Below are 23,290 nucleotides of genomic sequence, written 5' to 3'. Positions count from 1 at the left end.
TTCGGGAGAGAGTTTCATGAAGCTAGTCACTGCCATCATCAAGCCGTTCAAGCTGGACGACGTGCGCGAGTCGCTGTCCGAAATCGGCGTGCAGGGCATTACCGTAACTGAAGTCAAAGGCTTCGGCCGGCAGAAGGGTCACACCGAGCTGTATCGCGGCGCGGAGTACGTGGTCGATTTTCTGCCCAAGGTGAAAATCGACGTTGCCATCGACGACAAGGATCTGGATCGGGTTATCGAGGCGATAACCAAGGCTGCCAACACCGGCAAGATCGGTGACGGCAAGATCTTCGTGGTCAATCTGGAACAGGCGATTCGCATCCGTACCGGCGAAACCGATACCGACGCGATCTAAACGCCGCCACAAACCCAACGCCCCAGGAGAAAACAATATGACTCTGCGTAAATTCGCAGGGCTAGGCGCCCTGTTGTCCATCGTAATGCCCGGCCTGGCTTTGGCGGCAGATCCGGTGGCGCCTCCAGTCCTCAATTCCGGCGATACCGCCTGGATGCTGACCTCGACGGCCCTCGTGCTGTTCATGACCATTCCGGGCCTGGCGCTGTTCTACGGCGGCATGGTGCGGTCGAAAAACATTCTTTCCGTGATGATGCAGTGCTTCGCCATTACCGGCCTGGTCACCATCCTGTGGTTCATTTATGGCTACAGCATGGCGTTCGACACTACCGGGATGGAAGCCAACGTCGTCAACTTCAACTCCTTCGTCGGCAGCTTCGGCAAGGCCTTCCTGGCAGGCGTCACCCCGGCCAGCATTACCGGCCCGACGGCGCTGTTCCCTGAAGCGGTATTCGTTACCTATCAGATGACCTTCGCCATCATCACCCCGGCGCTGATCGTCGGTGCCTTCGCCGAGCGCATGAAGTTCTCCGCGATGCTGGTGTTCATGGGCGTCTGGTTCACCCTGGTTTACGCGCCGATTGCGCACATGGTCTGGAGCGGTCCGGGTTCGCTGCTGGGTGATTGGGGCGTGCTCGACTTCGCCGGCGGCACCGTGGTGCACATCAACGCCGGTATCGCCGGTCTGGTGGCGTGCCTGGTACTGGGCAAGCGCAAAGGCTTCCCGACCACCCCGATGGCACCGCACAACCTCGGTTACACCCTGATGGGCGCGGCGATGCTGTGGGTCGGCTGGTTCGGCTTCAACGCCGGCTCCGCTGCTGCAGCCAACGGCACTGCCGGCATGGCGATGCTGGTCACTCAGATCGCAACCGCCGCCGCTGCACTGGGCTGGATGTTCGCCGAGTGGATCACCCACGGCAAACCAAGTGCGCTGGGTATCGCTTCGGGCGTGGTTGCCGGTCTGGTGGCAATCACTCCGGCGGCCGGCACCGTGGGCCCGATGGGCTCGCTGATCATCGGCCTGGCCGCTGGCGTGGTGTGCTTCTTCTGCGCCACCAGCCTGAAACGCAAACTCGGTTATGACGACTCCCTGGACGCCTTCGGCGTGCACGGTATCGGCGGTATCCTCGGCGCAATCCTCACCGGTGTGTTCGCTGCTCCGGCGCTGGGTGGTTTCGGCACCGTCACCGACATCGCCTCCCAAGTGTGGATTCAGTGCAAAGGCGTCGGCTTCACGGTGATCTACACCGCGATCGTCACCTTCATCATCCTCAAGGTGCTGGATGCCGTAATGGGTCTGCGTGCCACCGAGGAAGAAGAATCGGTGGGCCTGGACCTGGCACAACACAACGAGCGCGGCTACAACCTGTAAGTACGCGCCTCAAAAAAACTTGCCCGGTTCGCCGGGCATTTTTTTGTCCGGAATTTGTCATCCCTGATGTGGCTGAATGGATTTTTCGTACTGCTTTGGTCGCGTTTACGACGGGTGTTTTTCTACGGCCAATGGCTTACATCATTGAAGGAATATTAGGGCCTTTGTTTTTTTTCAGAGCGCGCTAGAATGCGCCCCGAACGTGCGGAGAACTGTATGTGGCAACAGACTCTGATAACCCTGCGGGCACGGCCCCGGGGCTTTCATCTGGTAACGGAAGAGTTGCTCGCCGGACTGCCCGAACTCAAGGCATGCCGGGTCGGTCTGTTGCATTTGTGGCTACAGCATACCTCGGCGTCGTTGACCATCAACGAGAACGCCGATCCGGCGGTACGTCGCGACTTCGAACGATTTTTCAATCGTCTGATCCCACAAGGAACAGACGGCTATGAGCATAACGACGAAGGCCTGGACGACCTCCCGGCGCACTTCAAGGCCAGCGTGCTGGGCTGCCAGATCAGTTTGCCGGTAACGGCGGGTCGACTGGCACTGGGCACCTGGCAAGGCGTTTACCTGGGCGAGCATCGCGATCATGGCGGTGCCCGTAAAGTCCTCGCCACCTTGCACGGTGAAGAGGCATAAACCGTTGGTCACCAATGGTTACCGATTTTTTTCCGGCGACTTTCGACAGTCGCCAAAGCTGGTCTATAACTAATCTGCTTTTCGCAAGTCATGAGGTAGAACATGAGCGATGATGATCTGGAAAACGACGACCTCGAAGTAGGCGACGAAGACGAGGCCGAAGACGGTCTGGAAGCGGCAGCGGAAGACGTTGCTGAAGACGATGGCGGTGACGATACGCCGGCCCCGGCTGCCAAAGGCAAGGCCAAGGCTGCGGTGTCGGTCGACGAGTTGCCGAGCATCGAAGCCAAGAACAAGGAGCGCGACGCCCTGGCCAAGGCCATGGAAGAGTTCCTTGCGCGTGGTGGCAAGGTTCAGGAAGTGGAGGCCAACGTGGTCGCCGATCCGCCCAAGAAGCCGGACAACAAGTACGGCAGCCGCCCTATCTGAGGCGTGCCGCTTGCTTGCTGATAAAGCCCGCCGTCGCTGCGGGCTTTTTCATGGGCGAAAGAAAATTAGCCGCGGCTGTTCCAGCGAGCGAGCACGGCAGGCAGATCGTTCAGGCTGCGAATCTCGGCATCCGGCAGGCGCTCCGCTTCCCAGACCTTGCCGGCCGGGTTAAACCAGATCGCTCGCAGACCGGCCTGTTGCGCTCCGGCGATGTCATCCCCCGGGTGATCGCCGATATGCACTGCCGCTTCGGCGCTGACGCCACCGCGCTGCAACGCTTCATGGAACAGTCGCGCGTCCGGCTTGGCGATGCCAATATCTTCGGCGCACAGCGCAAACTTGAAGTAATCCGCCAGCCCGAGACGGCGCACATCGGCGTTGCCGTTGGTGACCACGCCGAGGGCGTAGTGTTTGGCCAGGGTTTCCAGGATTGGCTCGACTTCCGGGAACACCTCGATTTGATGCCGGGCATGCAGAAACACTTCAAAACTCTTGTCCGCCAGTTCCGACGCTTCGCCGTGGTCATATCCAGACTCTTCCAAAGCATGGAACAGCACTCGCCGGCGCAGCGCGCTGATGCGGTGCTTGAGTCCCGGTTCGCTGCTCAGCACGCGCTCGCGGATCGACCACAAATGCTCCACCGGCACCGCGCCCAGCTTCGGCGCATGTTCGCTCAGCCATTCGCGCAAAACCGCTTCGGCGCTGACGATCACCGGGGCGGTGTCCCACAGGGTGTCGTCGAGGTCGAAGGTGATCAACTGGATGCTCATGAATCATCGCCTTTCATGCGTTTGGCCCTTGGGTGGGCGCTGTCGTAGACCGCCGCCAGATGCTGGAAGTCCAGGTGGGTGTAGATCTGGGTGGTCTTGATGTCCGAGTGGCCGAGCAATTCCTGCACCGCGCGCAGGTCTTGGGAGGACTCCAGCAAATGGCTGGCAAAGGAGTGCCGCAACATGTGCGGGTGCAGGTTCTGCCCCAGCTCACGCTCGCCGGCCAGTTTGACCCGCACCTGAATCGCACGCGGGCCGAGGCGTCGGCCTTGCTGGCTGACGAACACCGCATCGTCCGCCGGGTTGGTCAGCGCTCGCAACGGCAACCATCGCTCCAGCGCTTCCCGGGCCTTTTTGCCGACGGGCAACAGACGCGTCTTGCTGCCCTTGCCGAGCACCTGAACCATGCCGTCGGCGAGATCGAGCTGATCGAGATTGAGCCCGGTCAGCTCCGACAGGCGCAGGCCTGAGGAATAGAACAACTCCAGAATCGCCTGATCGCGTCGGGCCAGAAAGTCGTCCTCGACCGCGCCTTCAAGCAGTTGCAGCGCCCGGTCGGTGTCGAGGGTTTTCGGCAGGCGGCGTTCGCCTTTGGGCGGTGTCAGGCCGGTGGCCGGGTCGTGATCGCAGAGGCCTTCGCGATTCAAATAATGATAGAGCCCGCGAACTGCCGAGAGCAGGCGCGCCAGGCTGCGGGAAGACTGGCCCTGGGCATGCAGGCGGGCGATCAGGCTGCGCAGGCGCTGGATGTCCAGGGCCTGCCAGCTGCCGACGTTCTGTTTGTTGCACCAGCCGAGGACTTTGTCGAGGTCGCGACGGTAGGCCGACAACGTGTGCGGCGACACCTGCCGCTCACTGCGAAGGTGTTCGCAGTAAGCGTCCAGTTGTCGTTCCATGCTCAGCGTACCGAGCGCAGGGAGCTGTTGACCCGTGGCAGCACGCGGCCCATGACTTCGGCGATGTAGCTGAGGAACAGCGTGCCGACCGAGCTTTTGTAGTGCTGCGGATCACGGCTGGCGATGGCCAGGATTCCGTGGATGCCCTGGTGGCTGACGGCGACCACGGCGGTGGAACCGATCTGCTTGCGCTGTTCTTCGCCAAACAGGAAGTCCAGTTCGTGTTCACGCAGGCTGCCGCTGACGCTCTTGCCTTCGGTGAGCAGGCCGCCGATGGCGGTCTGCGCGTCGGCGTGGGTCACCCAGCGGCCGACCGGCGCCGGGTTGTCGCCGAGCAGGATCAGGCTGACGAAGGGCACCTGGAAGTCCTGGCGCAGACTATCTTCGACGCTGATCACCACGTCTTCCAGGGTGGCGGCGTCCATCAGGGCGAGGATCAGGCGACGGGTCTTGTCGAACAGGCGATCGTTGTCCCGGGCCACGTCCATCAAGTGCGAGAGGCGGTGGCGCATCTCGATGTTGCGGTCGCGCAGGATGGACATCTGTCGCTCGACCAGTGACACGGTGTCGCCGCGACGATGGGGGATACGCAGGGATGGCAGCAGTTCTTCGTGCTCGACGAAGAAGTCCGGATGAGCCTCCAGGTACGCGGCAACCGCTGCCGCCTCCAGGCTCTCGGACGCTGTTTCACCGGACTGTCGGGCGGGTACCTGAGGCTTATCGGTCATGGCTTGTGCTCACTCAAAGACGGACTTGTCCTTCGTATACACGCACTGCCGGACCGGTCATCAGCACCGGTTGGCCGGGGCCTGCCCATTCGATGGACAGGCGCCCGCCCGGCAGGTCGATCAATAGCGGCGAATCCATCCACCCCTGGCTGATCGCAGCTACAGCAGCAGCGCAGGCGCCGGTGCCGCAGGCCTGGGTTTCCCCGGCACCGCGTTCCCAGACGCGCAATTGTGCGCGGTTACGGTCGATGACCTGGAGGAAACCGACATTGACCCGCGCCGGAAAGCGCGGATGGTGTTCGATCTTCGGCCCCAGCTCATGCACCGGTGCGGTGTTGATGTCCTGCACGCGCAGTACGGCATGGGGGTTGCCCATCGACACCGCTGCGAGCTCGACCGATGTACCGTCGACGTCGACCTGATAGCTCAGGGCCTGCTCGGTCGCCTGGAACGGAATGTCCGCCGGCACCTGGCGCGGGGCGCCCATGTTCACGCCGATCTGGCCGTCGTTACGCACGTCCAGCTCGATGATGCCGCCCTTGGTCTCGACGCGGATCTGCCGCTTGGCGGTCAGGCGCTTGTCGAGCACGAAGCGGGCGAAGCAGCGCGCACCGTTACCGCACTGTTCGACTTCGGAGCCGTCGGAGTTGAAGATCCGGTAACGGAAATCCACGTCCGGATTGCTCGGCGCCTCGACGATCAGCAACTGGTCGAAACCGATGCCGGTGTGCCGGTCGCCCCACATTTTTGCGTGCTTGGGCTGAATGTGCGCGTGCTGGCTGACCAGGTCGAGGACCATGAAGTCGTTGCCCAGGCCGTGCATCTTGGTAAAACGCAGCAGCATGGGGTTACTCCGGCAGCAGGCTTTCGCCGGCAAACAGCTCGGCCACGGTCTCGCGGCGACGCACTTCAAATACCTGATCGCCATCTACCAGCACTTCGGCGGCACGGCCGCGAGTGTTGTAGTTGGAACTCATCACAAAACCGTAGGCTCCGGCTGAATGCACGGCCAGCAGGTCGCCTTCTTCCAGCGCCAGTTCGCGATCCTTGGCGAGGAAGTCGCCGGTCTCGCAGATCGGGCCGACCACGTCGTATTTGCGTGCAGCGGTGTCGCGCGGCTTGACCGCAGTGACATCCATCCACGCCTGGTACAGGGCCGGGCGGATCAGGTCGTTCATCGCCGCATCGACGATGGCGAAGTCTTTGTGCTCGGTGTGCTTGAGGTACTCGACCTGCGTCAGCAGCACGCCGGCATTGGCGACGATGAAGCGGCCCGGTTCGAACACCAGCGCCAGATCACGACCGACCAGGCGCTCGCGCACGGCCTTGATGTAGTCGGCAGCCAGCGGCGGCTCTTCATCGCGGTAGCGCACACCCAGGCCGCCACCGAGATCGATGTGGCGCAGGTGGATGCCGCAATCGCCCAGGCGGTCCACCAGATCGAGCAGGCGATCGAGCGCGTCGAGGAACGGTGGCAGGGTGGTCAGTTGCGAACCGATGTGGCAATCGACGCCGACCACTTCCAGGTTCGGCAAGTGTGCGGCACGCACGTACACGTCTTCGGCGTCGGCGATGGCGATGCCGAACTTGTTCTCTTTGAGACCGGTGGAAATGTACGGGTGGGTGCCGGCATCGACGTCCGGGTTCACGCGCAGGGAAATCGGTGCACGAACGCCCAGTTCGGCGGCGACCACTTGCAGGCGCTCCAGCTCGTCGGTGGATTCGACGTTGAAGCAATGCACGCCGACTTCCAGCGCGCGACGCATGTCGTCACGGGTCTTGCCGACGCCGGAGAACACGATCTTGTCAGGGCTGCCGCCGGCGGCCAGGACGCGTTCCAGCTCGCCACGGGAAACGATGTCAAAACCGGCGCCGATGCGGGCCAGGACATTCAATACACCGAGGTTGGAGTTGGCCTTGACCGCGAAGCACACCAGGTGCGGCATGCCGGCCAGCGCATCGGCGTAGGCCAGGTACTGGGCCTCGATGTGGGCGCGGGAGTAGACGTAGGTCGGTGTGCCGAAACGGTCGGCGATGGCGGACAGCGCCACACCTTCCGCGAACAGCTCCCCGCCACGGTAGTTAAAAGCGTCCATGGCGATCCCTTATTGGTAAACGTCGTGCTTGTGTGCTTTGGACGGCTGCTTTTGCGAAGACTGGGCTTGTGCAGCCGGATCCTGATCTTCATCGGGCAGGTACAGCGGGCCTTTCTGACCGCAGGCCGAAATCAAGCAGGCAAAAGCGACGAGCGAAGCGAGCGCAGCAATGGAAGAGATCAGGCGCTTCATGGCGAAATCCTTGAATATGCGTTAATTGCGCCGGAGTATACCGGCCACCCGGCAGCTTGCCTATGCGACGGAACTCCCGTCCGGCGGGGCTCGCCCGCAGGCGGGTCGATCAAGTGCAATCCTTGTGGGAGCGAGCCTGCTCGCGATGGCATCGGCATATTCAACATCCGGGTGTCTGATCCACCGCAATCGCGAGCAGGCTCGCTCCCACAGGGGACAGTGCAGACAGGGTTGTTGGTCGTTATCCTTTGCAATCGGCTGGCAGCGTCCGTATCTTGCGGCGCTTGAGCCTGATCAGACATTTTTTGAGGTTGCCGCAATGAGTTTGTCCGAAGCCCGTTTCCATGATCTGGTCGATGCCACCCAGCAAGCGCTGGAGGACATCTTTGATGAAAGTGGCCTGGATCTGGACATGGAGAACTCGGCCGGTGTGCTGACTATCAAGTTCGACAACGGCAGTCAGTTGATCTTCAGCCGTCAGGAGCCTCTGCGTCAGTTGTGGCTGGCTGACCGTTCCGGTGGTTTCCATTTCGACTATGACGAGCAGGCCAGCAAGTGGGTCTGCGAGAAAACCGAAGAGTTGCTGGGCGAAATGCTGGAGCGCATCGTCTGGGAGCGCGCCGGCGAAAAACTCGATTTCGACGAAATCTGAGATGACGACCGCGCCACGCCCTGCCAAGCCGCTCTACAGCAACGTCAGCCCGGCCGTGCCTTCGCCGTGTACCGGCGTCTGTCGGCTGGATGAGCAGAAGGTCTGTCTCGGCTGCATGCGCCATGTCGAAGACATCCGTGAATGGCGTTCGGCCGATGACGAGCGCCGCCGGGTAATCTGCGCGCAGGCGATGCAACGCAGGCAGCTCTCCGGGACGTAGCTTGTATATTTTTTGAGCTGTGATAGTGTCCGGAAACGCCTCAACCCATCGAGGCCTGGTGAAAACCCCGTCTTTTTTGGCGGGGTTTTGCTTTTTTTGTGTGCAGAAGAAAGGAGTCTGCCCGGATCATGACCGCACCTTCCATCACCCTTACCCGTCTGGACGTGCAACGTCTGGAACGCCTGATCGACAGCCTGGATGACTCGCTGCCGGGCGTGATCGCGCTGCAAACCGAACTGGACCGCGCCGATACCCTGGTCGGCCACGATGAAGTGCCCGCCGATGTCGTGACAATGAATTCCCGTGTGCACTGTCGCGAAGAAGGCAGTGGCAAGGACTACCACCTGACGCTGGTCTATCCGAAACACGCCAACGCCGATGAAGGCAAAATCTCGATCCTGGCCCCGGTCGGCAGCGCGCTGCTGGGCCTGAAGGTCGGCCAGCACATCGACTGGCCGGCCCCGGGCGGCAAGACCCTGAAGCTGACCTTGCTGGAAGTCGAATCGCAGCCGGCCAACGGCGGCGACTTCCCGGAATAACCCTGCCTCAGACCTGCTCGAGCGCCTCGTTCAGAGAGCGTTCCAGGTCGGCCTTGTAACGCAGATAGAGATTGCTCGAACTCTGCCCGTCACCGATCACACCCGACAGGTCCAGGTCGGTGATGTAGCAGCGGTAGCGCTCGGCTTCCCGACGCTGGCCGACGATTTCCCGGGCGACCACGCTGAACAGCTGGTCGCCATGTTCCAGCTCGCAGAACTCCCGCTGATTGCAATACAACGTGACCTGCACCTCGCCCGGTGCGGCCTTGCCGATGATCGCCTGCACGTCGTAGAACGGTTTGTTGACTGGCGTATGCGGTGCCGGGCGCATTTCGACCCGTCGTGCGCGCCCCGGTCCTGATGGCAATAACTGGTAATACAAGATTTCAAGGCTGGCGGCGTGGTTCGACTCCATCGGCAGCAGTGCTTCACGCCGGAACTGGATCGATTGCAGGAAGCGTTGTAGCGGCACCAACAGACTTTGTTCGTCGTGATAGGGCAGGTGTTGTTGCCACAGCGCATTGAATTCGTCGAGCACGTACAGCTCGGCCGTTTGCTCGGTGATCCGGTAGAACACCTGAATGCATTCGGGTTGGCCCATCGGCAGGATCAGCGCGAGGTCGTGGTCTTCCAGTGCCATCGGGTCCAGGTGCAGCGGGCTGTAGCGCGGTTGCTCCTCGCCGAGGTAATCGAGCAGTGCCGGCAGGGTGGCGAGGGCGACATGGCTGACCTGGCCCGGTACCAGTTCCAGCACGTGATAGTGCTGCTGCACCTGGATCAGGTAGCGGTGATTCAAGTCGCTGAGCAGCAGGTTCTGTGCGGTATCGACGATCTCTTCCACCCGGCGGGCGATGAATTGCGCGCGGTTGTGGCAGAAGCAACGCACACGCAGCGAGGGCTGTTGTGGTCCGCGCGGCAGGTTGTTGAGGTAATCGCGCAGGCAGTCGAGCAGCGCATGCGGGCCGTCGAAGCGGTTGACCAGCACTTCGTTCCAGCTGTTGAGCGTGACCTGATCGAGGGTCAGCACCAGGTTCTCGCGCACGCCGGCATAGCTCAGGGAGTCTGTGCGTTCGGTGGTCATCAGGATGTTCAGGTCGCGGTGATGCTTGAGCGGATCGACGCCGACATTCACCAGAATCAGCACTTCGCTCGGCACGCTGGCGCGCAGCAACGGTTCTTCGGCAACGGTCGGCAAGGGCAGGGCGATGCTCTGTTGCAGGCTGCCGAGCAGGTTGAACAGCTCGAACTCGCTCATGTCGCTGGTGCCGGGGTGCAGAGCCAGTCGGGTGCTGCTGTCGATCACGCCGTTGCGATGACACCAGGTCAGCAGTTCCAGCAACTGGCGGCTGCGCTTGATCGGCGCGAAGTGTTCCCACTCCAGCGCCGTCAGGCTGCCGTTGTACAGGCCCCACTGGGTTTGCCCGGGTTCCTTCTTGTTCGGCGACTGCACCAGGGTCAGGGTGTCTTCGGCCAGGTCCGGGGCGATGCCGGGGTTGATGAACTCGACCTTGTCGGCCTTGCGTTCGAACGCGGCGTACAGGCGTCGGCCCAGGACATTGAGATCACGTTTGTTGATCAGGCTGACGGTCTGTTCGGTGCGGGCGAACTGGGTCAGGAAGCGATAGCTATAGTTCAGCTCATTCACCAGAGCCCGGCGCTCGGCGCTGACCTGCCGCACTTTCCATTGGCTGCGGCTGTCGAGCAGTGCCAGTTGCCGCTGGTCCCAGTGCCATTCGCTGGCCAGTCTTTCCAGCAACGAGCGTTGCCAGCTCTGGGTGCGGGTGTTGCCGGTGAGCTTGCGGTTGACCTTGAGGTACAGCGCACGGCGCACCAGTTCCAGACGCTCGGGTTCATTACGGGCGGTGAGGTATTCCTCGATCCGGCGGTAAACCACCATGTACGGATCGAGCTCGTCGAGGTCGAGCCGGTTGGCAAACACTGCCTGCTTGAAGCGCAGGCTCAGGCACTGCACCTGCGGATGTTCGCTGGCGTAGACCTCGATCAGCAGCAGCTTGAGCACCGACTTGTAAGGCGACTCGATGCCCTTGAACAACTGCCACAGCCCGGCACCCACGAACTCGCCCGGCGGAATGTGCGCCAGTGGGCCGAGGTCGAGGGTTTCATCGTTGCGGATGAAACGCTTGGAGATCAGGGTGTGGGTGTACTGGTCGTATGCGCGCTCTTCGTAGACCGGCACCAGCCACCAGATCGGCGTACGCCCCGCCAGCCAGATCGCCGTGCGGTAGAACTCGTCCAGCAGCAGATAGTGCTGGGTGGTGCCGCAATCTTCGGAACTGAGCTGGGTATCACGCTCGCCTTTGACGAAACGCACCGGGTCGATCAGGAAGAAATGCGCCTCGGCCCCCTGGCTCGCGGCCCAGGCTTCGAGCAACTGGCATTTCTTGCGCAGTTCGGCGAGTTCGCTGTCGCTCAGGTCGGGGGCGTGGCAGACCCACACGTCCATATCGCTCTGGTCGGCCTGGGCCAAGGTGCCGAGGCTACCCATCAGGAACAGTCCGTGAATCGGTCTTGGCGGGTTGCTGCCGTGGCGCGGTTTGTAGGAGAACGAGCGTGTCAGGCGCTGGGCTTCGGCGAGAGCATCGGCATCCGGTTCGTAATTCGACAACCCGGCCGGTGTGCTACCCGAGACATAACCGGGCAGCAGCGGATGATTGACGTGGAAAAACAGCGGCAACAGGGTCAGCACGCTTTGCTGGCGCGTCGACAGGCCTTCAAGGGCCCGGTTCAGGCGGCCTTCGTTGAGTTTGAGAAAGCGTGCGCGCAGCTGGCTGAGTACCTTGCGGTCGATTCCCTCGTCCAGGTCGGGGCGGATTTCATGGGTGCGGGTCATGTCGACTCAAACCGGCTCGCAGGGCTCGGAGGCAGAGGGTCACGGAATGCGAGGGAGTTTAGCGCCTGTGCAGCGCGAGCATTAAGCTGAATTTGTTTTTTTGACGCCAGATTTCCACCGCGCGACGGTGGCGTGCGACCGGGCTGGCCCGCGGAAATCCCGTGGCGGAGGTTTCCGTGGGCAAAGTCGGGAGGATCAGGCGGTTTGTTGCTCTTTCAGAATCGTCAGTACGGTCTGCACGTTTTGTGCGGCATCGCGACCGAGACTGGTCAGGTAACCGCCATCAGGCTGGTCTGTCAGTTCTTTTTCAAAGAGGCGTTGGGCAGCGGCAATGTGCTTCGGGGCAGCGGTCTGATGAATTTTCAGACCTTCCTGGGAACTGTCCAGGTTGAAGAGTGCGAGGACTTCCAGTTCGGCAACCAACTCAGGGGTAAGCGACATAAGGACTCCAGACTTTCTAGGAATTGGACGACAGCGCCCCTAAGGTGAACCTGCCGGCGCAGCCTGTCCAGTGTGCGCCAGGGTTTTTGTCTCGGGGGTGGATTCCAGTGTAGTCAGGGGCCGGGAGAAGGCCGGATGGAAGGGTGACAAATTGTGTGGGAGCCAGGCAGCTCCCACATCGGGCTGCCCGGTTACGGCTTTTCCGGTGGCAACTCAGGCAGGGCGCGAAGGGCCGCTTCGTACCATTCGGTATTGAACGCGCGGTCGTCATCGAGCATGGCGTCGATTTCGTAGGCCAGCACGTGGGCCATCAGGTTCAGGATGTCTTCGCGCTCGTAACCGACCAGGGTCAGTTTGTTGAACGTGGCCTTGGCTGCGGGCGGGTTGTCGCTTTCGATCTGGTTTTCGATGGCTTCGATCAAAGTGCTCTCGGTGAACTCTTCTTCGTCGTTATCGATGTCTGTCGGCTCGCTCATGGCAGGCTCCTCAAGGAAAGGCGCCAGTTTACCCGCATTCAGCGGCGTGATGCTGCTGGCGGGATTCCCCGGAGCGATCTATAAACAGGCACTGCCCACCCCGCACGGCCTGGAGGCTATGTGATGTTCAAGCTCTACGGATTCTCAGTCAGCAACTACTACAACATGGTCAAACTGGCGCTGCTGGAAAAGGGCCTGCCGTTCGAGGAAGTCACCTTCTACCCGACACCAACGCCGGAGTCTCTGGCCATCAGCCCGCGCGGCAAGGTGCCGGTGCTGGGGGCCGAAGGCGGTTACATCAATGAAACGATGGTGATGCTCGAATACCTCGAAAGCACCCGGACGGGTGTTCCGCTGCTGCCGGCCGAACCGTTTGCGCGCGCCCAGGTGCTGGCGGTGGCCAAGGAAATCGAGTTGTACATCGAGCTGCCGGCCCGTGCCTGTTACGGCGAAGCGTTTTTCGGCGCGGCGCTGCCGGAGGCGATCAAGGAGAAGACCAAGTCTGAATTGCTGCTGGGTTTTGCAGCGCTGGGCCGCCACGGCAAGTTCGCCCCGTATGTGGCGGGCGACAGCCTGAGCATCGCTGACCTGTACTTCCTCTACAGCGTGCCGCTGGCGGCTGCGGTGGGGCACAAGCTGTTCGGTCTGGATCTGCTGGCGGACATGCCGAAGGCCAAGGCACTGCTGGAGCGACTTGAGCAGAATCCGCACGTGCAGAAGATTGCAGCGGACAAGGAAGCGGCGATGCCGGCGTTTTTGGCGATGATCGCGGCGAAGAAGTAAGTTTTTTGTGCTTTCGAGATAGCTTTCGCGAGCAAGCCCGCTCCCACACTTGATCTCGATTGGACACTTGTTCTGTGTTCGCAGCAGATCGAATGTGGGAGCGGGCTTGCTCGCGAAGCTTTGGCTTTTAGCGGCCGGCGATCAACGCCTGACCGCGAGCTACGGCAGCCTTGACCTGCGCCGGGGCAGTGCCGCCGATGTGGTCACGGGCATTCACCGAACCTTCCAGGGTCAGCACGGCAAACACGTCCTGCTCGATCTGGTCGCTGAACTGACGCAGTTCTTCCAGGCTCATTTCCGCCAGATCCTTGCCGGTGTCGACGCCGTACTTCACGGCATGGCCGACGATTTCGTGGCAGTCACGGAACGGCAGGCCACGGCGCACCAGGTAGTCGGCCAGGTCGGTGGCAGTGGAGAAACCGCGCAGCGCCGCTTCACGCATGATCGCGTGCTTTGGCTTGATCGCCGGGATCATGTCGGCAAAGGCACGCAGCGAGTCGCGCAGGGTGTCGGCGGCGTCGAACAGCGGTTCCTTGTCTTCCTGGTTGTCCTTGTTGTAGGCCAGCGGCTGGCCTTTCATCAGGGTCAGCAGGCCCATCAGGGCGCCGAACACGCGGCCGGTCTTGCCACGCACCAGCTCCGGCACGTCCGGGTTTTTCTTTTGCGGCATGATCGAGCTGCCGGTGCAGAAGCGGTCTGGCAGATCGATGAACTGGAACTGCGCGCTGGTCCACAGCACCAGCTCTTCGGAGAAGCGCGACAGGTGCATCATCGCGATGCTGGCGGCCGAGCAGAATTCGATGGCGAAGTCACGGTCGGACACGTTGTCCAGCGAGTTGCCGCCGACAGCGTCGAAGCCCAGCAGTTGTGCGGTGTATTCACGGTCGATCGGGTAGGTGGTGCCGGCCAGCGCGGCGCTGCCCAGCGGCATGCGGTTGGTGCGCTTGCGGCAGTCGACCAGACGCTCGTAGTCGCGGCTGAGCATTTCGAACCAGGCCAGCATGTGGTGACCGAAGGTCACAGGCTGAGCGGTCTGCAGGTGGGTGAAGCCCGGCATGATGCTCGCAGCTTCACGCTCGGCCTGCTCCAGCAGGCCTTTTTGCAGGCGGGTGATCTCGGCCAGGATCAGGTCGATCTCGTCGCGCAGCCACAGGCGGATGTCGGTGGCGACCTGGTCGTTGCGGCTGCGGCCGGTGTGCAGCTTCTTGCCGGTGATGCCGATGCGGTCGGTCAGGCGTGCCTCGATGTTCATGTGCACGTCTTCGAGGTCGACGCGCCAGTCGAACTGGCCGGCCTCGATTTCGCCCTGGATGGTCTTCAGGCCATCAATGATGCTGTCGCGCTCGGCATCCGTCAGCACGCCGACCTTGGCCAGCATGGTGGCGTGGGCGATCGAGCCCATGATGTCGTGGCGATACAGGCGCTGGTCGAAAGTGACGGAGGCGGTGAAGCGGGCGACGAAGGCGTCGACGGGTTCACTGAAGCGGCCGCCCCAGGACTGATTGGTCTTGTCAGTGCTCATGAATTCGCTCGTATCGGCTTGAAGAAAGAAGGCGTGAAACGCTGGCGCGGATAATAACAGGGTTGCCAATCCTGTCGCTGACACTGGTCGATACGTTTTTTTCTCATCTCTGCGTTCATAGTCGCCGCCGGTTCCGGGGGATTTGCGCAAGGATATTTTCCGATTGAGCAATATCGGCCCGGCGAGCGTCTACAGTAGGACTAAGGGTCGGCGCGACTGTGGATCGTGCAAAGGTCTGGCCGCCGACTATAAGAAGAGAGGGGTGGGTGTTTTGACCATCGGCATACCCTGCGTAAAACGCAGACAGACGCGAGCTTCGAGTGGTGCGTCCCGGGTGTCGGCAAATATTGCCGGCCGACGTACGGCACTTTTTGGCGCTCGCGCTAGTCTTAGCGTGGATCGCGGTGACGGACGTCACTCCACTTGTCTACGCTATCCTTGTGCGAGACTCACGCAGGAATCCAGCGCAATATGAATGTCCTGATCGTTGATGACGAACCACTGGCCCGCGAGCGCCTCGCCCGAATGGTGAGCGAGCTCGAGGGCTACACAGTCCTGGAGCCCAGCGCCACCAATGGCGAAGAGGCGTTGGCACTGATCGACAGCCACAAGCCGGATATCGTGCTGCTCGATATCCGCATGCCGGGCCTCGACGGCCTGCAAGTGGCTGCCCGGCTGTGCGAACGCGAAACACCGCCTGCCGTGGTGTTCTGCTCCGGTATCGATGAATTTCCCTTGGAGGCCCTGCAGGCCAGCGCCGTGGGCCATGTGGTGAAACCCGTGAGAACCGAACATCTGCAGGAAGCCCTGAAAAGGGCCGAACGTCCGAATCGGGCTCAGCTATCGGCCCTGACCCGTCCCGCCGCCGAAAGCGGCAATGGTCCGCGCAGTCATATCAGCGCCCGAACCCGCAAAGGCATCGAACTGATCCCGCTGGATCAGGTGGTGTATTTCATTGCCGATCACAAATACGTGACCCTGCGTCATGAAGCCGGTGAAGTGCTGCTGGACGAGCCGCTCAAGGCGCTGGAAGACGAGTTCGGCGAGCGATTCGTGCGGATCCACCGCAATGCGCTGGTCGCCCGCGACCGCATCGAACGCCTGCAACGTACACCGCTGGGCCACTTCCAGTTGTTCCTCAAGGGCCTGAACGGTGACGCGCTGATCGTCAGCCGTCGCCATGTGGCGGGCGTACGCAAAATGATGCAAGGGCTTTAGCCCGAGGGCGTCGGGCGGTTTTCCATTCTCTTCACCAGGCATTGCCGGCCAGGGAGGCCACGCCGTTTCTGATTCAGGTCAAAGTGGATTTGGCTGAGCTGTTATCATCCGCCGTATCTATTCAGTACGGATTGATCCATGTCCACTCGCGAAATCCGCATCGCCACCCGCAAAAGTGCACTGGCCCTCTGGCAGGCCGAATACGTCAAAGCCCGTCTGGAAGCAGCCCACCCGGGACTGCTGGTGACGCTGGTGCCCATGGTCAGTCGCGGCGACAAGCTGCTCGATTCCCCCCTGTCGAAAATCGGCGGCAAGGGCCTGTTCGTCAAGGAACTGGAAACCGCGCTGCTGGAAAACGAAGCCGACATCGCCGTCCATTCGATGAAAGACGTGCCGATGGACTTCCCCGAAGGTCTCGGCCTGTTCTGCATCTGCGAGCGCGAAGACCCGCGCGACGCGTTTGTCTCCAATACTTTTTCCAGCCTTGATGCGTTGCCGGCCGGCAGCATCGTCGGCACGTCCAGCCTGCGTCGCCAGGCACAGTTGCTGACCCGTCGTCCCGACCTGGAAATCCGCTTCCTGCGCGGCAACGTCAACACCCGTCTGGCCAAGCTCGATGCCGGCGAGTACGACGCGATCATCCTCGCGGCGGCCGGTCTGATTCGCCTCGGTTTCGAAGACCGCATCACCTCTGCCATCAGCGTCGACGACAGCCTGCCGGCCGGTGGGCAGGGCGCCGTCGGTATCGAATGCCGCAGTGCCGATGCTGAAATCCACGCCTTGCTCGCGCCTCTGCATCACGCCGATACGGCTGATCGTGTGAGCGCCGAGCGTGCCCTCAACAAACACTTGAATGGCGGTTGCCAGGTGCCGATCGCCTGCTACGCCGTGCTCGAAGGCGAGCAGTTGTGGCTGCGAGGTCTGGTCGGCGAGCCGAGCGGCGGCAAGCTGTTGAGTGCCGAAGCCCGGGCGCCGCGCACTGACGCTGAAGCGCTGGGCGTGCAGGTCGCTGAGGATTTGCTTCGCCAGGGTGCCGACGACATTCTCAAGGCTGTCTACGGCGAGGCAGGTCACGAGTGACGATCTGGCGCCTGCTGCTGACGCGCCCCGCTGACGATTGCGAGGCGCTGGCCGAGGTGCTGGCCGGGCAGGGGATTTTCAGCAGCTGCCTGCCGCTTTTGGAAATTGCGCCGCTGCCGGTCTCTGACACAATGCGCCAGACCTTTGCCGGATTGTCGCGCTACAGCGCGGTGATCGTGGTCAGCAAACCGGCGGCACGCATCGCTGGGCAATTGATCGATGCCGTGCCGGCCATGCCCTGGTTCAGCGTTGGCGCAGCGACGGCGCAGATTCTTCGGGATCGGGGTCTCGATGCGCATTGCCCGGACGAGGGCGATGACAGTGAAGCCTTGCTGCAATTGCCGCGTCTGCTCGAGGTCGTTGAACGGCCCGGCGCGCAGGTGTTGATCATGCGCGGAGAGGGGGGGCGCGAGCTGCTGGCCGAGCGCCTGCGCGCGCTTGGTGCTAGTGTCGAGTATCTGGAACTGTACCGCCGTGACCTGCCGGACTATCCGCCGCGGGAACTGCCCCGACGGATTGAGGCGGAACGCCTGAACGGGCTGGTGGTCAGCAGTGGACAGGGTTTTGAGCACCTGCGCCGATTGGCCGGCGATACATGGCCGGCGCTGGCGCAGATGCCGTTGTTTGTTCCAAGCCCAAGGGTCGCCGAGCAGGCACGTGCCGCCGGGGCCCGAACAGTTGTGGATTGTCGCGGCGCCAGTGCCGCGGCCTTGCTGACGGCGTTACGGGAGCATCCCGTGCCCGTTCTCTAATGCAAAGGATGGATACGTGAGCGAAACAGCCTTGCCTAAAGATGACGTTCAACCTGTGATCGATGCACCGGTTGATGCACCGCCACCGGCCGCTGAACCGCGCCGAGGCAACGGATTGGCCATTGTCGCGCTGCTGCTCGGCGCCGCCGGAGTTGCGGTGGGTGGCTGGGGCGTCTGGCAGGTGCGACACCTGCAAGCCAGCACGCAGGAGCAATTGAGTCAGGTGCAGGCGTTGAATGATCAGGCCCAGAACCTGAAACTCAACGAGCAGCGTCTGACCGAACGTCTCGGACAGTTGCCCGGTGCCGACGAGCTCGCCGAGCGCCAGCGTCTGGTCACGCAACTGCAGGGCGATCAGCAGCGCCTCAATCAGCGTCTGGAAACCGTCCTCGGGGCCAGCCGCAAGGACTGGCGTCTGGCCGAGGCCGAGCATCTGCTGCGACTGGCCAGCCTGCGTCTTTCTGCCTTGCAGGACATCAGCAGCGCTCAGGCACTGGTGCAGGGTGCCGACGATATTCTGAAGGAACAAAACGATCCGGGTTCGTTTGCAGCGCGTGAACAAGTGGCGAAAACCCTGGTGGCGTTGCGCAGTACCGAGCAGCCCGATCGTACCGGTCTGTTCCTGAAGCTGGGCGCGCTGCGCGATCAGGTCATCGGGCTCACCGAACTGGCGCCCGAATACAAGGATCGCGGCGATTCACTGCTGGGCCTGACCTCCGATGGTGACGGTGCCAGTCGCTGGTCGCAGTGGTGGGATCAGATCTCGCGCTACATCCGCATCGATTTCAATGCCGATAAAAACGTACGGCCACTGCTCGCAGGGCAGAGCCTGAGCCAGGTACGCCTGGCTCTGAGTCTCTCACTGGAACAGGCGCAATGGGCGGCGCTCAACGGTCAGGCAGCGGTCTACACCCAGGCACTGACTGAAGCGCGGGACGTGCTCAAGGGTAATTTCAACCCGGACAACCCGCAGAGCAAAATCATGCTCGAACAAGTGGCGGAGCTGAGCAAGCAGCCGGTCACGGTTGTTACGCCTGATCTGGCGGGCACCCTCAGCGCCGTGCAGGCCTATCTTGAGCGCCGTAACGTCAACGCTGAAGACTCGGTGAAACCCTTCGCCAAACCTGCCGCCACCGCGCAGGAGGCCACACCATGAAGCGCCTGTACGTCATCGTGTTTCTGGTGATCGCTGCGACGGCGGCCCTCGGTCTGGCGATTGCCGAGCATTCCGGTTACGTATTGGTGGCCTACAAAAGCTTCCGCTATGAGTCGAGCCTGTGGGCGACGTTGGCGCTGGTGGCGGTGCTGTGGCTGCTGATCTGGGGCATCAAGGCGCTGGTCGAGTTGGTGCTGACCTCCGGTGGCGTGGTCAATCCATGGTCGCGCCGCAACCGCAGCCGTCGTGTGCAAGTGGCGATCGAGCACGGTCAACTGGATCTGGCCGAAGGTCGCTGGGCCAGCGCCCAGCGTCACCTTTATCGGGCTGCCGAGGCCGAGCGCCAACCGCTGCTGTACTACCTCGGCGCCGCCCGTGCTGCCAACGAACAAGGCAATTACGAGGAAAGTGATCGTCTGCTGGAGCGCGCGCTCGAGCGTCAGCCTCAGGCAGAACTGGCGATTGCCTTGAGTCATGCGCAACTGCAAACCGACCGTGGCGACACGGACGGTGCGCTGGTGACCTTGCAGGCCATGCGCGAGCGTCATCCGCACAACGTCCAGACCCTGCGTCAGTTGCAGCGCCTGCATCAGCAGCGCGGTGACTGGTCGGCGGTGATCCGCATGCTGCCCGAGCTGCGCAAGGACAAAGTCCTGCCGCCTGCCGAACTGGCCGAGCTGGAACGTCGCGCCTGGGGAGAGAATCTGTCGCTGGCGGCACATCGCGAAGAGGATGGCGCGGTCGGTCTGCAATCGCTCAACCGCGCCTGGCAGCAATTGACCTCGTCACAGCGTCAGGAGTCGCCGCTGGTACTGGCCTACGCCGAGCAACTGCGTCAGCTGGGTGCTCAGGTCGAGGCGGAAGAGGTGTTGCGCAACGCCCTCAAACGCAAGTACGACAGCCACCTGGCGCGCCTCTATGGCCTGGTGCGCGGCAGTGATCCGGCGCGTCAATTGCAGGTGGCCGAGGGCTGGCTCAAGGATCATCCTGCCGACCCGAGCCTGCTGCTGACGCTCGGCCGACTGTGCCTGCAAGCCAGCCTGTGGGGCAAGGCGAGGGACTATCTGGAAAGCAGCCTGCGCACGCAGCGTAATCCGGAAGCCTGTGCGGAGCTGGCTCGATTGCTGGCCCGGCTGGGTGATACCGAGCGCAGCAACCAGCTGTTCCAGGAAGGTCTGGGATTGTTGGACGAGCGCCTGCTGGCCGCGCCTTTACCGGTGCAGGCTCACGCCTGAATGGACGAGGGGGTGCGCTCCCTCGCCCATATCCTCGACTGAATAGTTACCGCTATTTCACTTCTGAGGCAAAGTCCTACAGAGGCCTACATTCTTTCCTCTTGCGTCTGTCGGGATTTCCCTACATCTCTGGTGAAGTGTCGCCAGTGACCTGCCTTGAAAGGCCGAGGCCCTTTCCTCTACCGTAACTGCCTGTCTTTATTGTTACGGATAACCCATGTCGTTGACCTGCTCACGCTCCCTGTTTTTTATGGCTTTCACGGCGGGAACACTGGCGCTGGGAGCTTCCTATTACCTTGAGTACGCGGTGGGTCTCGTGCCGTGCAGCCTGTGCCTGGTGCAACGGTTTTTCCTGAGTATGCTCACCACCTGCTGTGGTGTGGCAGCGGTGCATGGGCCAGGGCGCTTCGGCCTTTCGCTCTACTGGTCCGGTGCGCTGGCGGCCAGTCTCGGCGCAACCATGGCTGCATGGCGGCAGGTGCTCCTGCAAAGCGACGCGTTGCATCATCTGGCACAGTGCGCGCCCGGCACCGAGGAATTATTCAGTCACCTGCCGTGGCTTTGCGCCCTGGCGCGGATGTTCACTGACAGCGAGGACTGCTCGCAAATGTCCTGGACGCTGTTCGATCTGAGCGTTCCGGAGTGGAGCCTGCTGTTCTTCGTCGCCATGTCGATCCTTGCGGTTTACCAATTGCTGCGACTGGCCTGGAGCGCTCTGCAGCGACCGCTCAGCGGCGAAGCGTCGCACCGGGGGCTGGTCAGGGATTAAACACTTGTATGAACTTTCTCTCCTGCGTACCTTGAAGCCACAGGCGTGCGGGCATAATCTGGCCCGCACGTGTCATTGGATTTGTGTTGCTCGATGACGCTCTGCCTGAACGCCTCTCAAAGCAACAGCCACAAGAAGGGGCACAGGTGTAGGGCAGCATGACCCACAAGGGAAGAGAGATCGCCATGCTCGAAAGTTGTCAGAATGCTCAGGAACGTTGGGGTGGAGTTCATCTGCTGATCGACCGCTGGCTCCAGGAGCGTGAGGAACTGATCGCTGCCTACGACAAGCTGGGCGCAGAACCTCAGGCACTGTCCGAAGATCGAAAGCCCTTGCAGGAATTCTGCGGCGTACTGGTCGATTACGTGTCGGCCGGGCATTTCGAAATCTATGAACAGCTGACGGGCGAGGCCAAGGCCTTCAACGACAAGCGCGGCCTGGAACTGGCCGAGACGATCTACCCGCGCATCGATGTCATCACGGAAAAACTGCTGGCCTTCAATGATCTTTGCGATGAAGGCAAATGCGTTGCCGAAAAATTCAAGGAGCTGGGTGGGCTGCTCCACGAGCGCTTCGAACTGGAAGACTGCCTGATCGAAGTGCTGCATACCGCCCACAAGGAAGAGGATTCGGTTCAAGCCTGAACCGGTCCCGCAAGACACAAGAACGGTGCGCCAACAGCGCACCGTTTTTTATTGGGCGATCAACTGGTCGCGCCGCGCAATTCGACTTCGAACACCAGTGGTGTGAACGGCGCGATCAAGTCGCCGGCACCGTCGGCACCGTAAGCCTGATCCGATGGAATCACCAACCGCCACTTCGCGCCCACCGGCATGTTTTGCAAGGCGGTGCGCCAGCCTGCGATCACGCTGTCGAGATTGAACCACTGCGGCTGAGTGTTCTGGTCGAACACGGTGCCATCCGGCAGCCGACCGATATACAGCACCTGCACCTTTCCGTCGGGACCGGCCTTCGCACCATTGCCCGGCGTCAGCTCGGTAAGCAGGATGCCGTCGGACAACTCTTTCACCCCAGGCTTGGCTTTTTCGGCGGTGAGAAAGCGTCGCTCGTTTTCCATCGCCGCTTCAGTCGAAGGCATGGCCGCATGCTCGGCCGTCTGCGATTCGTGATCCGCCAGAATCTGTTCGATACGCGCCTCACTCAGAGCGAGCGGCTTGCCTTGATAGGCCTGTTGCAGGCCTTCGATCAAGGCCTGGATCTGCAGTTGCGGAACCTCTTGGCGGAGCCGTTCACCAAGGCTCGCGCCGAGACTGTAGGCCAGATCGTGGGCATCGTTCGCGGTGTTTTTTTCGTCGGCCTGGACCGCCGAAAAGATCATGCAGAGGGATAAAAAAAGGTAGCGCGACATGGGCACTCTCCGTCCTGAATTGCGCTGGATTATGCCAGCGCGAAGCTCTGCAACGGTGAACTGCTTTGAGCAATGTGCAGAAGTTTTTCGCGAGCCTGCAACCGAGTGCCTTCGATACTGTCAACATGCCCTAGCGGCGGTAGCAGCAGAGGTCTAGTATGAGCCGCACTCACGTCAGCCAGGAGGTAAACCATGTCGGCCACCAAGAAGCCTGTAAACACTCCGTTGCACTTACTCCAACAGCTCTCGGGCAGCCTGCTCGAGCATCTGGAAAACGCTTGCTCCCAAGCCTTGGCTGATGCTGAAAAACTGCTCGCCAAACTGGAAAAGCAACGCGGCAAGGCACAAGAAAAACTGCACAAATCCCGCACCAAATTGCAGGACGCAGCCACAGCCGGTAAAGCCAAGGCACAGACCAAGGCCAAGGCTGCCGTGAAGGAACTCGAAGACCTGCTCGATGCGCTGAAGGATCGTCAGTCAGACACCCGCAGCTACATTCTGCAACTCAAGCGCGATGCCCAGGAAAGCCTGAAACTGGCCCAGGGTGTCGGTCGTGTTCAGGAAGCCGTCGGCAAGGCGTTGTCCCTGCGTTCGGCCAAACCGGCAGCGGCGCCTGCGAAAAAAACGGCCGCCAAACCTGCTGCAAAAGCACCGGCCAAAGCGCCAGTGAAAGCCGCCGCAAAACCTGCAGCGAAGAAACCCGCAGCCGCGAGCGCTGCTAAACCCTGTCTCTTATACACATCT

At 61.7% G+C, this 23,290-nt stretch carries 27 protein-coding genes and 1 pseudogene; 17 read left to right on the top strand and 11 right to left on the bottom strand.

What is annotated here, in order from left to right:
* Positions 1–16: 16 nt before the first annotated feature.
* The 4 genes from glnK to sutA all read left to right on the top strand — a co-directional run bounded on the left by glnK (position 17) and on the right by sutA (position 2,801).
* A complete protein-coding gene (gene glnK, locus DXT77_RS04540; RefSeq protein ID WP_002555808.1) occupies positions 17–355 on the top strand; it encodes a P-II family nitrogen regulator in 339 nt (112 codons plus the stop codon).
* A gap of 37 nt (positions 356–392) precedes the next feature.
* Entirely contained in the window at positions 393–1,730 is a 1,338-nt protein-coding gene (locus DXT77_RS04535) for an ammonium transporter (RefSeq protein ID WP_119426782.1), read from the top strand.
* A 216-nt stretch (positions 1,731–1,946) separates the two neighbouring features.
* Positions 1,947–2,372, top strand: a complete 426-nt coding sequence (locus DXT77_RS04530) for a secondary thiamine-phosphate synthase enzyme YjbQ (RefSeq protein WP_119426781.1) — start codon at positions 1,947–1,949, stop codon at positions 2,370–2,372.
* Between the two features lie 102 nt (positions 2,373–2,474).
* A complete protein-coding gene (gene sutA / locus DXT77_RS04525) occupies positions 2,475–2,801 on the top strand; it encodes a transcriptional regulator SutA (protein ID WP_007951900.1) in 327 nt (108 codons plus the stop codon).
* A gap of 65 nt (positions 2,802–2,866) precedes the next feature.
* On the opposite strand, the gene DXT77_RS04520 is transcribed toward sutA, so the two are convergent.
* The 6 genes from DXT77_RS04520 to DXT77_RS04495 are packed head-to-tail and all read right to left on the bottom strand — an operon-like array spanning position 2,867 to position 7,483.
* Positions 2,867–3,571, bottom strand: coding sequence for an HAD family hydrolase (locus DXT77_RS04520; RefSeq protein ID WP_119426780.1), 705 nt, complete (start codon positions 3,569–3,571; stop codon positions 2,867–2,869).
* Positions 3,568–4,467 (bottom strand): tyrosine recombinase XerC, encoded by a 900-nt coding sequence (xerC, locus tag DXT77_RS04515; protein WP_119426779.1) that lies wholly within the window; start codon positions 4,465–4,467, stop codon positions 3,568–3,570. Before xerC ends, DXT77_RS04520 begins: the two co-directional genes overlap by 4 nt.
* A gap of 2 nt (positions 4,468–4,469) precedes the next feature.
* Positions 4,470–5,195 carry a DUF484 family protein gene (locus DXT77_RS04510; protein WP_114886291.1) on the bottom strand — a complete coding sequence of 242 codons (726 nt, stop codon included), beginning with the start codon at positions 5,193–5,195 and terminating at the stop codon, positions 4,470–4,472.
* Positions 5,196–5,208: 13 nt separating this feature from the next.
* Positions 5,209–6,039, bottom strand: coding sequence for a diaminopimelate epimerase (gene dapF / locus DXT77_RS04505; protein WP_085708924.1), 831 nt, complete (start codon positions 6,037–6,039; stop codon positions 5,209–5,211).
* Positions 6,040–6,043: 4 nt separating this feature from the next.
* Positions 6,044–7,291, bottom strand: coding sequence for a diaminopimelate decarboxylase (gene lysA / locus DXT77_RS04500; protein ID WP_085708925.1), 1,248 nt, complete (start codon positions 7,289–7,291; stop codon positions 6,044–6,046).
* A gap of 9 nt (positions 7,292–7,300) precedes the next feature.
* Positions 7,301–7,483: a lipoprotein gene (locus DXT77_RS04495; RefSeq protein ID WP_119426778.1), complete on the bottom strand. Its 183-nt coding sequence runs from the start codon at positions 7,481–7,483 to the stop codon at positions 7,301–7,303.
* A 319-nt stretch (positions 7,484–7,802) separates the two neighbouring features.
* Between DXT77_RS04495 and cyaY the strand changes: the two genes are divergently transcribed.
* The 3 genes from cyaY to rnk all read left to right on the top strand — a co-directional run bounded on the left by cyaY (position 7,803) and on the right by rnk (position 8,894).
* Positions 7,803–8,135 (top strand): iron donor protein CyaY, encoded by a 333-nt coding sequence (gene cyaY, locus DXT77_RS04490; RefSeq protein WP_119426777.1) that lies wholly within the window; start codon positions 7,803–7,805, stop codon positions 8,133–8,135.
* 1 nt (position 8,136) lies between these two features.
* Entirely contained in the window at positions 8,137–8,355 is a 219-nt protein-coding gene (locus tag DXT77_RS04485; RefSeq protein ID WP_119426776.1) for a DUF1289 domain-containing protein, read from the top strand.
* Positions 8,356–8,483: 128 nt separating this feature from the next.
* A complete protein-coding gene (rnk, locus tag DXT77_RS04480) occupies positions 8,484–8,894 on the top strand; it encodes a nucleoside diphosphate kinase regulator (RefSeq protein ID WP_085708929.1) in 411 nt (136 codons plus the stop codon).
* A gap of 7 nt (positions 8,895–8,901) precedes the next feature.
* On the opposite strand, the gene DXT77_RS04475 is transcribed toward rnk, so the two are convergent.
* From DXT77_RS04475 to DXT77_RS04465, 3 genes are all read right to left on the bottom strand, one after another.
* Positions 8,902–11,745, bottom strand: coding sequence for a class I adenylate cyclase (locus DXT77_RS04475; RefSeq protein ID WP_119426775.1), 2,844 nt, complete (start codon positions 11,743–11,745; stop codon positions 8,902–8,904).
* A 195-nt stretch (positions 11,746–11,940) separates the two neighbouring features.
* Positions 11,941–12,186 (bottom strand): TIGR02647 family protein, encoded by a 246-nt coding sequence (locus DXT77_RS04470; protein ID WP_007951883.1) that lies wholly within the window; start codon positions 12,184–12,186, stop codon positions 11,941–11,943.
* Between the two features lie 191 nt (positions 12,187–12,377).
* On the bottom strand, positions 12,378–12,662 hold the full coding sequence (locus DXT77_RS04465) for a hypothetical protein (protein WP_085708931.1): 285 nt from the start codon (positions 12,660–12,662) through the stop codon (positions 12,378–12,380).
* A gap of 123 nt (positions 12,663–12,785) precedes the next feature.
* Here DXT77_RS04465 and DXT77_RS04460 point away from each other — a divergent pair, with 123 nt between their 5' ends.
* Positions 12,786–13,445, top strand: coding sequence for a glutathione S-transferase family protein (locus DXT77_RS04460; RefSeq protein WP_119426774.1), 660 nt, complete (start codon positions 12,786–12,788; stop codon positions 13,443–13,445).
* Positions 13,446–13,572: 127 nt separating this feature from the next.
* Here the strand turns inward: DXT77_RS04460 and argH are convergent, their stop codons facing one another.
* Positions 13,573–14,967 (bottom strand): argininosuccinate lyase, encoded by a 1,395-nt coding sequence (gene argH, locus DXT77_RS04455; protein WP_119426773.1) that lies wholly within the window; start codon positions 14,965–14,967, stop codon positions 13,573–13,575.
* Positions 14,968–15,310: 343 nt separating this feature from the next.
* Here argH and DXT77_RS30345 point away from each other — a divergent pair.
* The 8 genes and pseudogenes from DXT77_RS30345 to rsd form a co-directional block, all read left to right on the top strand.
* A pseudogene (locus DXT77_RS30345) lies at positions 15,311–15,442 on the top strand (sensor histidine kinase); the annotation flags it as partial.
* Complete coding sequence (locus DXT77_RS04445) at positions 15,439–16,185, top strand: LytTR family DNA-binding domain-containing protein (RefSeq protein WP_085708933.1); 747 nt, start codon at positions 15,439–15,441, stop codon at positions 16,183–16,185. The pseudogene DXT77_RS30345 and the gene DXT77_RS04445, both read left to right, overlap by 4 nt.
* 138 nt (positions 16,186–16,323) lie before the next feature.
* A complete protein-coding gene (hemC, locus tag DXT77_RS04440; RefSeq protein WP_119426772.1) occupies positions 16,324–17,265 on the top strand; it encodes a hydroxymethylbilane synthase in 942 nt (313 codons plus the stop codon).
* Positions 17,262–18,017, top strand: coding sequence for a uroporphyrinogen-III synthase (locus DXT77_RS04435; RefSeq protein WP_119426771.1), 756 nt, complete (start codon positions 17,262–17,264; stop codon positions 18,015–18,017). Before hemC ends, DXT77_RS04435 begins: the two co-directional genes overlap by 4 nt.
* A 16-nt stretch (positions 18,018–18,033) precedes the next feature.
* Positions 18,034–19,173, top strand: coding sequence for a uroporphyrinogen-III C-methyltransferase (locus DXT77_RS04430; protein WP_119426770.1), 1,140 nt, complete (start codon positions 18,034–18,036; stop codon positions 19,171–19,173).
* The gene (locus DXT77_RS04425) at positions 19,170–20,408 is read left to right on the top strand and encodes a heme biosynthesis protein HemY (RefSeq protein ID WP_119426769.1); all 1,239 of its coding nucleotides are present in this window, start codon (positions 19,170–19,172) and stop codon (positions 20,406–20,408) included. Before DXT77_RS04430 ends, DXT77_RS04425 begins: the two co-directional genes overlap by 4 nt.
* A gap of 217 nt (positions 20,409–20,625) precedes the next feature.
* The gene (locus DXT77_RS04420) at positions 20,626–21,177 is read left to right on the top strand and encodes a disulfide bond formation protein B (RefSeq protein ID WP_119426768.1); all 552 of its coding nucleotides are present in this window, start codon (positions 20,626–20,628) and stop codon (positions 21,175–21,177) included.
* A gap of 185 nt (positions 21,178–21,362) precedes the next feature.
* A complete protein-coding gene (rsd, locus tag DXT77_RS04415) occupies positions 21,363–21,821 on the top strand; it encodes a sigma D regulator (protein ID WP_119426767.1) in 459 nt (152 codons plus the stop codon).
* Between the two features lie 59 nt (positions 21,822–21,880).
* Here the strand turns inward: rsd and DXT77_RS04410 are convergent, their stop codons facing one another.
* Entirely contained in the window at positions 21,881–22,546 is a 666-nt protein-coding gene (locus DXT77_RS04410) for an FKBP-type peptidyl-prolyl cis-trans isomerase (protein ID WP_119426766.1), read from the bottom strand.
* 192 nt (positions 22,547–22,738) lie between these two features.
* Here DXT77_RS04410 and DXT77_RS04405 point away from each other — a divergent pair.
* A partial coding sequence (locus DXT77_RS04405; protein ID WP_218568648.1) for an AlgP family protein occupies positions 22,739–23,290 on the top strand: 552 nt, incomplete at its 3' end.

This window comes from Pseudomonas sp. 91RF, assembly GCF_003576265.1.
GTDB classification, from domain to species: Bacteria; Pseudomonadota; Gammaproteobacteria; order Pseudomonadales; family Pseudomonadaceae; genus Aquipseudomonas; species Aquipseudomonas kribbensis.
This window is presented reverse-complemented; position numbering and strand designations above follow the sequence as displayed.